Origin of the sequence: Marinobacter sp. MMG032, from assembly GCF_040112695.1 — a bacterium.
GTDB classification, from domain to species: Bacteria; Pseudomonadota; Gammaproteobacteria; order Pseudomonadales; family Oleiphilaceae; genus Marinobacter; species Marinobacter salsuginis.
On sequence record NZ_CP157802.1, the window covers coordinates 701,404 to 716,874 of the forward strand.

The 15,471-nt window shown below is 55.1% G+C and carries 8 protein-coding genes, 2 tRNA genes and 3 rRNA genes; 2 read left to right on the forward strand and 11 right to left on the reverse strand.

What is annotated here, in order from left to right; all coding sequences use genetic code 11:
* Positions 1-131: 131 nt before the first annotated feature.
* The 9 genes from rrf to ABNF92_RS03230 form a co-directional block, all read right to left on the reverse strand.
* Positions 132-246, reverse strand: a 5S ribosomal RNA gene (gene rrf / locus ABNF92_RS03190).
* A 99-nt stretch (positions 247-345) separates the two neighbouring features.
* Positions 346-3,237, reverse strand: a 23S ribosomal RNA gene (locus tag ABNF92_RS03195).
* 327 nt (positions 3,238-3,564) lie between these two features.
* Positions 3,565-3,640: transfer RNA gene (locus tag ABNF92_RS03200), tRNA-Ala, on the reverse strand.
* A 122-nt stretch (positions 3,641-3,762) separates the two neighbouring features.
* A tRNA-Ile gene (locus ABNF92_RS03205) sits at positions 3,763-3,839 on the reverse strand.
* Positions 3,840-3,930: 91 nt separating this feature from the next.
* Positions 3,931-5,470 (reverse strand): 16S ribosomal RNA (locus ABNF92_RS03210).
* The 16S, 23S and 5S rRNA genes sit together here with 2 tRNA genes alongside, the layout of an rRNA operon.
* Positions 5,471-5,867: 397 nt before the next feature.
* Positions 5,868-7,058 carry a formate-dependent phosphoribosylglycinamide formyltransferase gene (gene purT / locus ABNF92_RS03215; protein WP_349343414.1) on the reverse strand — a complete coding sequence of 397 codons (1,191 nt, stop codon included), beginning with the start codon at positions 7,056-7,058 and terminating at the stop codon, positions 5,868-5,870.
* 18 nt (positions 7,059-7,076) lie between these two features.
* Positions 7,077-7,265, reverse strand: a complete 189-nt coding sequence (locus ABNF92_RS03220) for a DUF1289 domain-containing protein (protein WP_083231869.1) — start codon at positions 7,263-7,265, stop codon at positions 7,077-7,079.
* Positions 7,262-7,795, reverse strand: coding sequence for a gamma carbonic anhydrase family protein (locus tag ABNF92_RS03225; RefSeq protein WP_069184839.1), 534 nt, complete (start codon positions 7,793-7,795; stop codon positions 7,262-7,264). The genes ABNF92_RS03220 and ABNF92_RS03225 overlap by 4 nt, the downstream gene beginning before the upstream one ends.
* A gap of 1 nt (position 7,796) precedes the next feature.
* Entirely contained in the window at positions 7,797-8,384 is a 588-nt protein-coding gene (locus tag ABNF92_RS03230) for a CoA pyrophosphatase (protein WP_209398180.1), read from the reverse strand.
* A 96-nt stretch (positions 8,385-8,480) separates the two neighbouring features.
* On the opposite strand from ABNF92_RS03230, the gene ABNF92_RS03235 reads away from it, so the two are divergent.
* A complete protein-coding gene (locus tag ABNF92_RS03235; protein ID WP_069184939.1) occupies positions 8,481-9,032 on the forward strand; it encodes an NUDIX hydrolase in 552 nt (183 codons plus the stop codon).
* A gap of 9 nt (positions 9,033-9,041) precedes the next feature.
* Here the strand turns inward: ABNF92_RS03235 and ABNF92_RS03240 are convergent, their stop codons facing one another.
* On the reverse strand, positions 9,042-9,353 hold the full coding sequence (locus ABNF92_RS03240; RefSeq protein ID WP_222466487.1) for a YqfO family protein: 312 nt from the start codon (positions 9,351-9,353) through the stop codon (positions 9,042-9,044).
* Positions 9,354-9,768: 415 nt separating this feature from the next.
* Complete coding sequence (gene purL / locus ABNF92_RS03245; protein WP_349343415.1) at positions 9,769-13,674, reverse strand: phosphoribosylformylglycinamidine synthase; 3,906 nt, start codon at positions 13,672-13,674, stop codon at positions 9,769-9,771.
* Positions 13,675-13,955: 281 nt separating this feature from the next.
* Between purL and mltF the strand changes: the two genes are divergently transcribed.
* Positions 13,956-15,470: a membrane-bound lytic murein transglycosylase MltF gene (gene mltF / locus ABNF92_RS03250; RefSeq protein WP_349343416.1), complete on the forward strand. Its 1,515-nt coding sequence runs from the start codon at positions 13,956-13,958 to the stop codon at positions 15,468-15,470.
* Position 15,471: the final 1 nt, after the last annotated feature.

Sequence of the window (15,471 nt, forward strand, 5' to 3'; positions counted from 1 at the left end):
CCCGTCCTTACCTGAGCGAGCGATGCTCGCTCTGCCTTCGGCACCGGTGCGGACACTCCCGTAGGTCATCTCTTTTTTGCAGCTAATAAAAAACCCCAGCACCGAAGATGCTGGGGTTTTTGGTGTTAGGAGCCTGACGATGACCTACTCTCACATGGGCAACGCCACACTACCATCGGCGCTGGTCTGTTTCACTTCTGAGTTCGGGATGGGATCAGGTGGTTCCAGACCGCTATGGTCGTCAGGCAAAACGGTTGATCACTGGGGGACGGGATAGAACTGAGTGATGTTGATTTCGTTTGAGCGGTTAGGCTCTGCATTATCCGCAATTGTCTTGGGTGTTATATAGTCAAGCCGCACGAGCAATTAGTATCGGTTAGCTCAACGCCTCGCAGCGCTTACACACCCGACCTATCAACGTCCTGGTCTTGAACGGCTCTTCAGGGACCTCGAGGGTCCAGGGAGATCTCATCTTGGAAGGGGCTTCCCGCTTAGATGCTTTCAGCGGTTATCCTGTCCGAACATAGCTACCGGGCAATGCGACTGGCGTCACAACCCGAACACCAGAGGTTCGTCCACTCCGGTCCTCTCGTACTAGGAGCAGCTTTCCTCAAATCTCCAACGTCCACGGCAGATAGGGACCGAACTGTCTCACGACGTTCTAAACCCAGCTCGCGTACCACTTTAAATGGCGAACAGCCATACCCTTGGGACCGGCTTCAGCCCCAGGATGTGATGAGCCGACATCGAGGTGCCAAACACCGCCGTCGATGTGAACTCTTGGGCGGTATCAGCCTGTTATCCCCGGAGTACCTTTTATCCGTTGAGCGATGGCCCTTCCATACAGAACCACCGGATCACTATGACCTACTTTCGTACCTGCTCGACGTGTCTGTCTCGCAGTTAAGCGGGCTTGTGCCATTACACTAACCGCATGATGTCCGACCATGCTTAGCCCACCTTTGTGCTCCTCCGTTACGCTTTGGGAGGAGACCGCCCCAGTCAAACTACCCACCACACAGTGTCCTCATCCCCGATAAGGGGACCAAGTTAGAACCTCAAACATGTCAGGCTGGTATTTCAAGGTTGGCTCCATGAGAACTGGCGTTCCCACTTCAAAGCCTCCCAGCTATCCTACACAAACATGCTCAAAGTTCACTGTGAAGCTATAGTAAAGGTTCACGGGGTCTTTCCGTCTAGCCGCGGATACACCGCATCTTCACGGCGATTTCAATTTCACTGAGTCTCGGGTAGAGACAGCGCCCCCATCGTTACGCCATTCGTGCAGGTCGGAACTTACCCGACAAGGAATTTCGCTACCTTAGGACCGTTATAGTTACGGCCGCCGTTTACCGGGGCTTCGATCAAGAGCTTCGCGCAAGCGCTAACCCCATCAATTAACCTTCCGGCACCGGGCAGGCGTCACACCGTATACGTCCACTTTCGTGTTTGCACAGTGCTGTGTTTTTAATAAACAGTCGCAGGGGCCTGGTATCTTCGACTGGTCTCAGCTCCACCCGCAGGGGCTTCACTTACTGCCAGCGTGCCTTCTCCCGAAGTTACGGCACCATTTTGCCTAGTTCCTTTACCCGAGTTCTCTCAAGCGCCTTGGTATTCTCTACCTGACCACCTGTGTCGGTTTGGGGTACGGTCTCGAATAGCCTGAAGCTTAGAAGATTTTCCTGGAAGCATGGCATCAATGACTTCCCGCTCTATGAGCAGTCGTCGTCACGTCTCAGGATTGTGGACCCGGATTTGCCTAAGTCCACTCCCTACTCGCTTAAACCGGGACAACCGTCGCCCGGCTCACCTAGCCTTCTCCGTCTCTCCATCGCAGCTATCCAAGGTACGGGAATATTAACCCGTTTCCCATCGACTACACCTTTCGGTCTCGCCTTAGGGGCCGACTCACCCTGCGCCGATTAGCGTTGCGCAGGAACCCTTGGTCTTCCGGCGTGCGGGTTTTTCACCCGCATTGTCGTTACTCATGTCAGCATTCGCACTTCTGATACCTCCAGCATGCTTCTCAACACACCTTCGCAGGCTTACAGAACGCTCCCCTACCCCGCATACAACGTATGCAGCCGCAGCTTCGGTGACCAGTTTGAGCCCCGTTACATCTTCCGCGCAGGCCGACTCGACTAGTGAGCTATTACGCTTTCTTTAAAGGATGGCTGCTTCTAAGCCAACCTCCTAGCTGTCTGAGCCTTCCCACATCGTTTCCCACTTAACTGGTACTTGGGGACCTTAGCTGGCGGTCTGGGTTGTTTCCCTCTTCACGACGGACGTTAGCACCCGCCGTGTGTCTCCCGGATAGTACTCACAGGTATTCGGAGTTTGCATCGGGTTGGTAAGTCGGGATGACCCCCTAGCCGAAACAGTGCTCTACCCCCTGTGGTATTCGTCCGAGGCGCTACCTAAATAGCTTTCGGGGAGAACCAGCTATCTCCGGGCTTGATTAGCCTTTCACTCCGATCCACAAGTCATCCCCTGGCTTTTCAACGACAGTGGGTTCGGTCCTCCAGTGCCTGTTACGGCACCTTCAACCTGCTCATGGATAGATCGCCCGGTTTCGGGTCTATGCCCAGCGACTAAATCGCCCTATTCAGACTCGGTTTCCCTACGGCTCCCCTAAACGGTTAACCTCGCCACTGAACATAAGTCGCTGACCCATTATACAAAAGGTACGCCGTCACGGAACAAGTCCGCTCCGACTGCTTGTACGCATACGGTTTCAGGATCTATTTCACTCCCCTCACAGGGGTTCTTTTCGCCTTTCCCTCACGGTACTGGTTCACTATCGGTCAGTCAGGAGTATTTAGCCTTGGAGGATGGTCCCCCCATGTTCAGACAGGATATCACGTGTCCCGTCCTACTCGATTTCACCAGACTCAGGTTTCGGATACGGGGCTATCACCCACTATGGCGGCACTTTCCAGAGCCTTCTCCTACCAGTTGTCTAGCTTAAGGGCTAGTCCCCGTTCGCTCGCCGCTACTTAGGGAATCTCGGTTGATTTCTTTTCCTCGGGGTACTTAGATGTTTCAGTTCCCCCGGTTCGCCCCTTACACCTATGGATTCAGTGTAAGGTACCGACCCGAAAGTCGGTGGGTTTCCCCATTCAGAGATGTCCGGATCACAGCTTGTTTGCCAGCTCCCCGAACCTTATCGCAGGCTTCCACGTCTTTCATCGCCTCTGACTGCCAAGGCATCCACCGTATGCGCTTAGTTGCTTGACTATATAACCCCAAGACAACTGTGTTCCATCCATCGACAACCTGGTAAACCAGGGCATCAATAAGTGGAGACAGTTCCTTGAAGCGATATAACAACCACTTCAACGACAACACCGGATAACGCTTGAAATCGCTATCACTTTTGAACTTTTCTCTCGGAGATAATGAGAGAAAAAATTCTGTGTTCTATCTCGTCCAATTTGTTAAAGAGCAAATCTGACCCAGTGATCAGAAAGAAGGGCTTCGAACTTGTTCATCAAGTTGAAACACTTGTTTCTGCACACTGCTAACCGAAGTTAGTCAGTTCAAAGCATCGATCGTTCAGGCTTTTGGTGGAGCCAGGCGGGATCGAACCGCCGACCTCCTGCGTGCAAGGCAGGCGCTCTCCCAGCTGAGCTATGGCCCCTCGATCTTCCACACAAGCCAGGCCGATTTAACCTTAGCTATAGAATTGTGTGGATCTAGGCGTGTTCGGGCGCCGCATAGCCTGCTATGCAAGCCCGGACACAACGACGAGCCACGCAATTCTGGTGGGTCTGGGTGGACTTGAACCACCGACCTCACCCTTATCAGGGGTGCGCTCTAACCACCTGAGCTACAGACCCAAAAACACGGGCCTGCAACGACCCATCTGCTCTCTTTATTCAGCCAACCAAGTAATTCGTGTGGACTCTGACCGAAGCGTTCGGCTTCGTTTAAGGAGGTGATCCAGCCGCAGGTTCCCCTACGGCTACCTTGTTACGACTTCACCCCAGTCATGAACCACACCGTGGTGATCGTCCTCCCGAAGGTTAGACTAACCACTTCTGGTGCAATCCACTCCCATGGTGTGACGGGCGGTGTGTACAAGGCCCGGGAACGTATTCACCGTGACATTCTGATTCACGATTACTAGCGATTCCGACTTCACGCAGTCGAGTTGCAGACTGCGATCCGGACTACGACGCGTTTTGTGAGATTGGCTCCCCCTCGCGGGTTTGCAGCCCTCTGTGCGCGCCATTGTAGCACGTGTGTAGCCCTGGCCGTAAGGGCCATGATGACCTGACGTCATCCCCACCTTCCTCCGGTTTGTCACCGGCAGTCTCCCTAGAGTTCTCAGCCGAACTGCTAGCAACTAGGGATAGGGGTTGCGCTCGTTACGGGACTTAACCCAACATCTCACGACACGAGCTGACGACGGCCATGCAGCACCTGTGTCAGAGTTCCCGAAGGCACCAATCCATCTCTGGAAAGTTCTCTGCATGTCAAGGCCAGGTAAGGTTCTTCGCGTTGCGTCGAATTAAACCACATGCTCCACCGCTTGTGCGGGCCCCCGTCAATTCATTTGAGTTTTAACCTTGCGGCCGTACTCCCCAGGCGGTCTACTTAGTGCGTTAGCTGCGCCACTAAGACTTCAAGAGTCCCAACGGCTAGTAGACATCGTTTACGGCGTGGACTACCAGGGTATCTAATCCTGTTTGCTCCCCACGCTTTCGCACCTCAGTGTCAGTATTGGTCCAGAGTGCCGCCTTCGCCACTGGTGTTCCTTCCTATATCTACGCATTTCACCGCTACACAGGAAATTCCACACTCCTCTACCATACTCTAGCCTGACAGTTCGAAATGCCGTTCCCAGGTTAAGCCCGGGGCTTTCACATCTCGCTTATCAAACCACCTACGCGCGCTTTACGCCCAGTAATTCCGATTAACGCTTGCACCCTCCGTATTACCGCGGCTGCTGGCACGGAGTTAGCCGGTGCTTCTTCTGTGAGTAACGTCAAGGCTGGCCGGTATTAACGACCAACTTTTCCTCCTCACTGAAAGTGCTTTACAACCCGAAAGCCTTCTTCACACACGCGGCATGGCTGGATCAGGGTTGCCCCCATTGTCCAATATTCCCCACTGCTGCCTCCCGTAGGAGTTCGGGCCGTGTCTCAGTCCCGATGTGGCTGATCATCCTCTCAGACCAGCTACGGATCGTCGCCTTGGTAGGCCTTTACCCCACCAACTAGCTAATCCGACATAGGCACATCCAATAGCGCAAGGTCCGAAGATCCCCTGCTTTCCCCCGAAGGGCGTACGCGGTATTAATCCGGGTTTCCCCGGGCTATCCCCCACTACTGGGCAGTTTCCTATGCATTACTCACCCGTCCGCCGCTCGTCAGCGGGGTGCAAGCACCCCCTGTTACCGCTCGACTTGCATGTGTTAAGCCTGCCGCCAGCGTTCAATCTGAGCCATGATCAAACTCTTCAGTTTAAATCATATAGCAATCCGAAGATCGCAATTCTTGCTCAAGACAAAACTCAATTTCGACGAGTCACTGTCCTGATATTTCATATCCGAAATACCTCGGCCAGCGCCCACACGAATTACTTGGTCAACTTTTTAAAGAGCGCTTGAGCTGTTGCTCAATCAAGGCCGCGTATTCTACATCGTTCCGCTGCCTTGTCAACCGTTTATTTGAAGAATTTCAAAACTCGTTTTCTTCAATACTTTCAAACAGTTGCCTTTCGAATCCGGAGCCGCCTAAGTGGCTTGCCCCTCGAAAGAGATGCGCATTCTACAGACCTCTCAGGAGGTGTCAACGCTTGCTTCGAATTTTTTTCGAAAAACCTCACCAAGCCGATTTTTGACACCCAATTCCAAGAAAGATTCATAATTCAACGATAACCGATTGCGCAGCATCGCGCGCCTTTTTCCGCGCCTCTTCTATTGAGGCACCCTTCGCAAGCGCAACCCCCATTCGACGACGCCCTTTTAGCTCTGGCTTTCCGAACAGGCGCAACTGGGTATCCGGCTCCGATAGCGCGGACTCCAACCCTGTATAAGAGACTTCTGCTGAATCCCCCTCGGGGAGAATCACCGCCGAAGCTGACGGGCCGGCCTGACGTATCGAGGGGATCGGCAGACCCAGGATCGCCCGCGCGTGTAGTGCAAACTCGGAAAGGTCCTGGGAAACAAGGGTTACCAACCCGGTATCATGAGGGCGTGGCGATACCTCAGAGAACCAGACGTTATCCTCTTTAACGAATAGCTCGACGCCATAGATGCCATATCCGCCGAGATTTTCCACCACAGCACGGGCAACTTCAGCCGAGCGCTCATAGGCCAGCGGCGCCATCGGCTGCGGTTGCCACGACTCACGGTAGTCTCCGTCTTCCTGACGATGCCCTATGGGCTCACAAAACGAAACTCCATCGCGGTGCTTTACGGTCAGAAGAGTTATCTCATAATCAAAGTCCACGAAACCCTCAACGATCACCCTTCCCTTGCCGGCTCGCCCGCCAGATTGCGCATATTCCCACGCGGCCTCAATATCATCTTCGATCTTGACCGTACTTTGCCCTTTTCCCGAGGAGCTCATCACCGGCTTAACGACCAGTGGCAGGCCGATTTCCTGAACGGCAGCAAGATACTCCTCCCGGGAACCTGCAAAGCGGTATGGCGAGGTTGGCAATCCGAGCTCTTCGGCCGCAAGGCGACGAATTCCCTCACGATTCATTGTGAGGTTCACCGCTCTGGCGGTTGGGATAACGTGGTACCCCTCCTCTTCCAACTTAACCAGTTCCGGCGTTGCTATGGCTTCAATCTCAGGAACAATCAGATTTGGCTTTTCCTGCTCGATGACGCGGCGCAGGCTGGCGCCATCCAACATATCGATGACGTGACTTCGATGGGCCACCTGCATGGCAGGCGCATCGGCATAACGGTCGACCGCGATCACTTCAACGCCATAGCGCTGCAACTCGAGAACAACTTCTTTTCCGAGCTCACCGGATCCACAAAACAGAACCCTGAAAGCATTACCTTTAAGTGGTGTACCAATTCGAACTGAGTCAGTCATGATCTGCCAGCACCTCTATTAGCCGTGAATCAGGGATCTCTTTTCTCGCTCCGACACCTTTCGTAGCACCTCGCGACGTTCTTCGTTATCCATTCGGGTCCAGCGGGTGATTTCGTCCCCGCTCCGATGACACCCGACACAGACATCATTCTCATCCAGTGCACAGATGCTCACGCAGGGTGAACGCACTTTATCAGCGACACTCATTTCTTCGGCTCGCAGGGCTTGAGTTCATCGACATAGCGGGCCGCGTTCTGCACGTAGTGTTGCGCGCTCATTTCCAGCATCTTTTTCTGGTTGTCGTTCAGCTCCCGCTTGATCTTGCCGGGAGAGCCAACAACCATGGAGCCATCCGGTACCTCCATTCCCTCTGGAATGAGGGCGTTGGCACCAATCAGGCAATGCTTGCCGATCTTCGCTCCATTAAGTACAACCGCGTTGATGCCAATCAACGAATAGTCTCCGATCTCACAGCCGTGAAGCATGACCTTGTGGCCGACCGTTACGCCCCTTCCAAGCGTAAGCGGCATACCCGGGTCGGTGTGCAGAACTGAGCCATCCTGGATATTCGTTTCCGGCCCAATGGTAATCAACTCATTGTCCCCGCGGATAACGGCGTTAAACCAGACGCTGGCATTATCCATGAGCCTCACATTGCCTATCACCGACGCATTGTCAGCCACGAAGTGCCCCTCACCCGACAATTCCGGCGTTCGGTCATTCAACTGGTAAAACATGTCAGCCTCCTTCAGGCGGTTCAAGCAAGTCAATTCCGGCATCGTACACAGCGTTCAGGAAATCAACCAGAACCACGGCCGACAGCCCCCAGATTTCATAACGCTCCCACCGATAGCACGGAACGTAAAAGGTATGGTTGAGAAAGTTCAGAGCATCCGTACGCTCTCGCCGGTCCTCCAGAAAAAAGGAGAGAGGCACTCGAAATACACTTTCGATCTCGTGAGGATTCGGCTCCAGAGGATGATCCCCGGGAATGACACCGACGTACGGAGTAACCAGAATTCCATAGCGGGACATCACCTGGCTGAGCGGCGCAATAATCTGGACCTGCTCCGGCGGCAGCCCAATTTCCTCGTGGGTTTCACGCAACGCAGTTGCTGCAAGAGATGGGTCCCCGGGATCCCGCTTACCGCCAGGGTAAGCTACCTGTCCGCGATGGGTGGACAGATTTTCAGACCTGAGCGTAAAGATCATTTCAGGGTTTCGGTGATCATCGGTCACCGGAACCAGTATCCCGGCCTCGGGATAATCCAGCGCCAGCTGCCGTGGCGCATAGCCGGCGAGTCGCTCGGCAAGTAAATCACGCAATGTTCGTCTCCACGTTACATCCGGAGGTTGGATGAGACAGAGGCAGCCGGGATCGTTAAACTGACTACCAAACCAATTCAGTATACGGGGAAAATCATGAAGTACTGCAGCACATGCGGCCAGCCGGTTGAACAACGCATCCCCGAGGGCGATAACCGGCACCGCTATGTCTGTGTAAGCTGCGATACCATACATTACCAGAACCCGCGCATTGTCGCCGGAACCGTTCCCGTATGGGAGGGGCAGATACTGCTGTGCCGAAGAGCGATCGAACCGCGCTATGGCTACTGGACGCTGCCCGCTGGATTCATGGAGAACGCAGAAACCACCATTGAAGCCGCCGAACGTGAAACCATGGAGGAGGCTCTCGCTGAAGTAAACATTGAGGGGCTCTATTCGATTATCGATGTGCCACACATCAATCAGGTTCATATGTTCTACCGAGCCACCCTGAAGAACGGGCAATTCGGCGCCGGTGAAGAGTCCCTGGAATCCAGGCTTTTCGGCCTCGACGAGATTCCCTGGGAGGAGATCTCATTTCCAACCGTGAAGCGAACCCTCGAGCTGTTCCTGGCCGACTACAGGCGCGAATCTTTCGACGTCCATGTGAGCGACATACGCCACCCCATGGCAAAAGACCGCAAATAAAGCCGCAAACTATAACTCCGCCATCCGATAAACCTCGTAAGCGGGCTCCTCGTAGGGATGAGCCCGTTTGAGCGCTGCGAGGGCCTCCCGAATCAGCTCGTCGGCACAGACCAGCTCAACCTTGTACTCGTCTACCGCTTCAATCGCACCGGCTTTGCCAAGAAACGGGTCGCTTCCCTCAAGCGGACGAAACTGGCCCTGTCCTAGACATTGCCAGGCACAACAATCGTAATCGCCGATACGGCCAGCTCCAGCATCAAACAAGGCCTGCTTGGTTTGCTCTACGTGGGTTTCCGGAACGAAATAACACAGCTTGTACATAGCAAACCCTCCTCCGGATCGGATATTTTTTGTACAGATTAATGGCTTAGACACTTACCCACAGATTCTGTGGATAACTCTGGGGAAAGTTTTTGGGAACACGGCCCCAAACCCCGTAATCACTGCACTTTCGTTAAATTGGCGACAAAATCACCCGATTCATTTAATCTTTACTTTTCAATAGGTTATGAATTTTGCGCAAAAGTTGAACCGATTTCCCGGTCTTTGTGCACAGAACAAACAAGAAGGCACCAGCAATGTGCATAAAAATACTGAGTCAAGGGGATTTTTGCCAATTTCGCCAATTTTTTCCCTTGAAAAACGCCCGGAAACGGGGCAGCCAATAAAAAAGCCGGCTTTGGAGTGAACGCTCATGTTGAACGCATCCAAAACCGGCTCTTCCTGACGCTGAGGATTAACCGAACCAGCGTCTCGCATTTCGGAACATGCGAATCCAGGAACCGTCCTCCTGCCATTCTGACGGCCGCCAGGAATGCTGAACAGCGCGGAACACCCGCTCGGGATGCGGCATCATGATGGTAACCCTGCCATCGCGAGTGGTAACACCGGTAATTCCGGCTTCCGACCCGTTCGGGTTATAGGGGTAACGAACCGTTGCCTGCCCCCGATTATCCACGTAGCGCAGCGCCACGAGCTCGTTCTCGGAGAGCGCCTCTGCGGACGTGCCGCTGGCAAATTCAACCCTGCCTTCGCCATGGGCTACCGCAATCGGCATACGGGACCCAGCCATGCCATCCATGAACGCAGAAGGCGACGGCATCACCTCAGCCATGACCAGCCTTGCTTCGAACTGTTCCGATTGGTTGCGGACAAAACGGGGCCAGCCTTCGCTGCCAGGAATCAGTTCGTGCAGATTGGACAGCATCTGACAGCCATTGCACACGCCCAGCGCCAAAGTGTCCTGGCGATTGAAGAATGCCGCGAACTGGTCCCTGACACGATCACTGAACAGAATCGATTTGGCCCAACCTTCACCAGCGCCCAAAACGTCGCCGTATGAGAAGCCGCCACAGGCAACCAGGCTATTGAAACCATCCAGCGTAACCCGACCGGAAAGCAAATCGCTCATATGCACGTCGACAGAATCGAAACCGGCGCGATCAAAGGCAGCCGCCATTTCGACCTGGCCATTCACACCCTGCTCTCGCAGAACCGCAACCTTCGGTCGAATGCCTTTATTGATATAGGGGGCCGCCACATCTTCGTTGATGTCGTAGGTAAGCTCGGCATGAAGGCCGGGATCTTCTACATCCAACAGATTATCGAATTCTTCACGGGCACAATCGGCGTTATCCCGCAGAGACTGAACTCGGTAACTGGTTTCTGCCCAAAGACGCTGAAGCTCTACACGAGGTTCATCCACAACGATGCCACCCTCAAAAGTGAGGCGAAGACTGTCGGTGTCGTTCGGGCTGCCAATCACGCTGATGTAATCACCCAGACCCGCGGCAGAGAACTGCTGCAGAACAAAGCCCGTGTCTTCCCTGCGCACCTGGATGACTGCACCCAGCTCTTCGTTAAACAGTTCCCTGGCAAACTGACTGCGATCCTCAGCCAAGCCGTCCAGCTTGATATCAACGCCACAGTGGCCGGCAAAGCACATTTCGGCCAATGTGACGAACAGGCCACCATCGGAGCGGTCATGATAAGCCAACAGCTTATCGTCTGAGTTAAGACCCTGGATCACCGCAAAGAAAGCCTTGATGTCCTCTGGATCATCCAGGTCCGGTGCCACGGCGCCGACCTGACGGTAAACCTGAGCCAGAGCCGAACCACCCAGGCGGTTCTGGCCCGCGGCAAGATCCACCAGGATCAAATCGGTCTCACCAGCATCCTTAACCAATTGGGGTGTCAGCGTTCTGGCAACATCGGTTACCGGGGCAAAGCCACTAACGATCAGTGAAAGCGGTGCGGTTACGCTCTTCTGCTCGCCGTTGTCTTCTTCCCACATGGTCTTCATGGACATGGAGTCCTTGCCCACCGGAATCGTGATTCCAAGTTCCGGGCACAGCTCCATTCCTACCGCGCGAACCGTCTCATAGAGATTTTCATCTTCGCCCGGGTGTCCGGCAGCTGCCATCCAGTTCGCCGACAACCGTATATCCGACAATTTACCGATCGGCGCGGCGGCCATATTGGTAATGACTTCACCAACAGCCATGCGGCCGGACGCCGGGGCATCAATCGTTGCAACCGGCGTTCGCTCGCCCATGGCCATAGCCTCTCCCGTCCGGACATCGAAGGACGTAGCGGTAACGGCGACATCGGCAACCGGGACCTGCCAGGGCCCAACCATCTGATCCCGTGCTACCAGGCCGGTAATGGTCCGGTCACCGATAGTGATCAAAAAGCTCTTGGAACCAACCGATGGTAGACGCAGAACACGGCGAATGGCGTCGTCCAGGTCGATTTTGGTGGAGTCGAAGATTGGCTTAGTGAAGGAAGCTCGACTGACGCTTCGGTGCATGCGCGGCGGCTTGCCAAACAGCACTTCCATCGGAAGGTCCACCGGCTTGTCGTCGAAGTAGGAATCGCCCAACTCCAGGTGGTGGGCCTCTGTCGCTTCACCAATCACGGCATAGGGGCAACGTTCCCGACGGCAAAGGGCGTCAAACCGCTCCAGATTTTCCGGAGCCACGGCCATCACATACCGTTCCTGGGATTCGTTACACCAGATCTCCAGCGGTGACATGCCCGGCTCGTCACTGGGAATGTCGCGAAGCTCGAATTTGCCGCCGCGGCCGCCATCTTTCACCAGTTCCGGCATGGCATTGGAAAGACCGCCGGCACCAACATCGTGAATAAACGCGATCGGGTTTTGGTCCCCCATCTGCCAGCAACGGTCGATGACTTCCTGGCAGCGACGCTCCATCTCCGGGTTATCCCGCTGAACCGACGCGAAGTCCAGGTTTTCGTTACTGGATCCGGAATCCATGGACGAGGCCGCCCCGCCACCGAGGCCAATCAGCATCGAGGGGCCACCCAGCACGATGAGCTTGGCACCCACCGGGATATTGCCCTTCTCCACGTGCTCTTCACGAATATTGCCGAGACCGCCGGCAATCATGATCGGCTTGTGGTAACCGCGGACTTCCTCGCCAGCGGCACCCGGCACTTTCTCTTCAAAGGTGCGGAAATAACCGGCCAGATTGGGACGACCGAACTCGTTGTTGAACGCCGCGCCGCCAATCGGGCCTTCGATCATGATATCCAGAGCTGAAGCAATCCGCTCCGGTTTGCCATAATTGATTTCCCATGGCTGGGGGTCGTCCGGCAGGTTCAGGTTGGAAACTGTGAAGCCGGTCAGGCCGGCCTTGGGCTTGGAGCCCCGCCCGGTTGCGCCCTCGTCGCGAATTTCGCCGCCGGAACCCGTTGCCGCACCGGCCGCCGGGGCAATCGCCGTGGGGTGGTTGTGGGTCTCTACCTTCATGAGGATATGAATATCTTCCTCGTTGTACCCGTAGACCCCGGTCTCCGGATCCGGGAAGAAGCGGCCACCCCGGCTGCCCCGGATAACAGAGGCGTTATCCTTGTACGCCGAGAGAACGCCTTCACTGTTCATTTCGAAGGTATTGCGGATCATGGCGAACAAAGATTTTTCCTGGCCTTCGCCGTCAATATCCCAGGACGCATTGAATATCTTGTGACGACAGTGCTCGGAGTTCGCCTGTGCAAACATCATGAGCTCAACATCGGTCGGATCCCTTTCAAGATCCGTGAAAGACTTCACCAGGTAGTCGATTTCATCTTCGGCGAGCGCCAACCCCAGGCGTGAGTTCGCCTCAACCAGCGCATCGCGGCCACCCGCCAGAACAGGAACCCGACCAAGAAGGCGCGGTTCTTCATGACTGAACAACAACTCCGCACCGCCCATTTCATGGAAGACCTTCTGGGTCATGCGGTCATGCAGCAGTGCTGCGATCTTCTCACGCTGTTCAAGCCCCAGCTTCCGACCGGAACGAATGTAATAAGCCGTGCCCCGCTCGATTCGGTGTATCTGACGAAGGCCGCAATTTCGGGCAATGTCCGTTGCCTTGCTTGACCAGGGTGACAGGGTTCCCGGGCGCGGAACCACCAGAAAGAGCACCCCGTCCGGCTCTTCCACCGGCACACTCGGGCCATAGGTCAGTAGCCGGTCCAGAATAGCCTGCTCTCCGTCGGAGAGGTGCGCCTCCAGATCGACAAAGTGCATGAACTCTGCATAAACGTGTTCGACTTCAGGCACGATATCCTGAATCCGGGAATGCAGTTTGCGGGAACGGAATGGCGAGAGCGCGGGTGCGCCGCGAAGTTCAAGCATGATATCAACCTGTATCGCGCGAAACGGGGAAGTCTGGGTGCAATTTGAAAGGCCGCCATGATACTCGAAAGCGGGTTCGGGATACAGCGCTTGAAGCGTTAATCCCCGACCGCACAATTGACATTGTTTTGCATATTAATTAACCAGATTTATTGACCGAACATCCACCACCAAGGATCATTGGCAATGTGGAACGGATTTCCACACTCAGGATAGCGAGGGTTGCCAAGCCGCCATCGGTAAAGCAACCAGATGATCCAGCCGTGACGGAGACTCGGGACTTGCCCAGAATTTTTGCTGCATTTACAGGCGCATCCGCCAAGATAGCTTGCCTCCTTGGCGCGGCCCTGACATTGACCGGATGTTCACAGCCCAGCACTCTCCAGGAAATTCGGGAGGAGGGTGTGCTGCATGTTATTACCCGCACAGCGCCTTCTATCTATGTGGAAAGTGAGGACGGCCCAACCGGTTACGACTATGAACTGGCCAAACTGTTCGCCAACGAGCTGGGCGTGAAACTCCGGATCCGGGTCGCCGAGGACAATACCGAAATTCTGTCAGTGCTGGAGAAGAACTACGCCCACCTGGGCATGCTTGGACTGTCCAGCCAGCCGGGACCGGTCGATCAGCACCATACCGTGGCTACAGGCATCAACGCACAATCGATACTGGTTTATAACCGGGACGTGGAACGCCCTGAATCACTGGCAGATCTGACCGGGAAACCCCTTCATGTGGTGGCTGACAGCAACCATGAATATCGCCTGAACCAGGCCCGGGAAGAAATCTCGGAGCTTCAGTGGCAAGTGCACCCCGGGCTGGACGCTGCTGGGGTTCTGTCCCGGGTCGAGAGCGGCGAATTTCCATATGCGATGGTTTCCTCCAACGAACTTGATCTGAACCACGTGTTTTATCCAATGGTCAAGGAGGCATTTGCGGTGGGCGAACCTGGCGAACTGGCCTGGTTTTTCCCGTCGGCGCAAGATGACTCCCTGGCAAAAGCCGCCCGGCAATTCATCGAAACCCTGGAGGCCGACGGCACCCTGGCCCAGATTGCCGAACGCTTCTATGGGCACCTGGACCGACTCAATTATGTCGGCGCCCGCACCTTCATGCACCACGTCGAAAACCGCTTGCCCAAGTACGAATCGCTGTTTCGGGACTATGCCAGGGAATTCGATATGGACTGGAGGCTTCTTGCGGCCATCGGTTACCAGGAATCCCACTGGCGTCCCAACGCGGTATCCCCCACCGGCGTCCGCGGTCTGATGATGCTGACGCGGAACACAGCCAGCCACATCGGGATCAACAACCGGTTGGATGCAGAGGAAAGCATCCAGGGCGGTGCCAAGTATTTCCGGATCGTGCATGAGAAGATTCCCGAACGTATCCCCGAACCAGACCGTACCTGGTTCGCCCTCGCCTCTTACAACGTGGGATTTGGCCACCTTGAGGACGCCCGTCGCCTGACGGAAGGTGCAGGAAAAGACCCGGATCGGTGGATGGATGTGAAGGAATTCCTGCCACTGCTGGCTGAGAAGGAGTGGTATACCAAGACCCGCTTTGGCTATGCCCGGGGCCACGAGCCAGTCATCTACGTTCAGAATATCCGGCGTTATTATGATGTCCTGGCCCGACTCAACGAACCTGCGACGCCCGCGCCAGACCGGGAAGCGCAAATCGTAAAGATGGAGGAGAGCCAGAAAGCCGGAGTTCTTTCAGACAGACTGCAGCCGGACGAAAAACTCCGGGCTGGCCTGCCGGCAGAGCTGGGCATGATCCCCCCGACCCTTTGAA

Excerpts from the sequence above, each read along its gene's own strand:
- purT (WP_349343414.1), bottom strand. The coding sequence starts at position 7,058 with ATGACTGACTCAGTTCGAATTGGTACACCACTTAAAGGTAATGCTTTC.
- ABNF92_RS03225 (WP_069184839.1), bottom strand. The coding sequence starts at position 7,795 with ATGTTTTACCAGTTGAATGACCGAACGCCGGAATTGTCGGGTGAGGGG.
- ABNF92_RS03240 (WP_222466487.1), bottom strand. The coding sequence starts at position 9,353 with ATGTACAAGCTGTGTTATTTCGTTCCGGAAACCCACGTAGAGCAAACC.
- ABNF92_RS03235 (WP_069184939.1), top strand. The coding sequence starts at position 8,481 with ATGAAGTACTGCAGCACATGCGGCCAGCCGGTTGAACAACGCATCCCC.
- purL (WP_349343415.1), bottom strand. The coding sequence starts at position 13,674 with ATGCTTGAACTTCGCGGCGCACCCGCGCTCTCGCCATTCCGTTCCCGC.
- ABNF92_RS03220 (WP_083231869.1), bottom strand. The coding sequence starts at position 7,265 with ATGAGTGTCGCTGATAAAGTGCGTTCACCCTGCGTGAGCATCTGTGCA.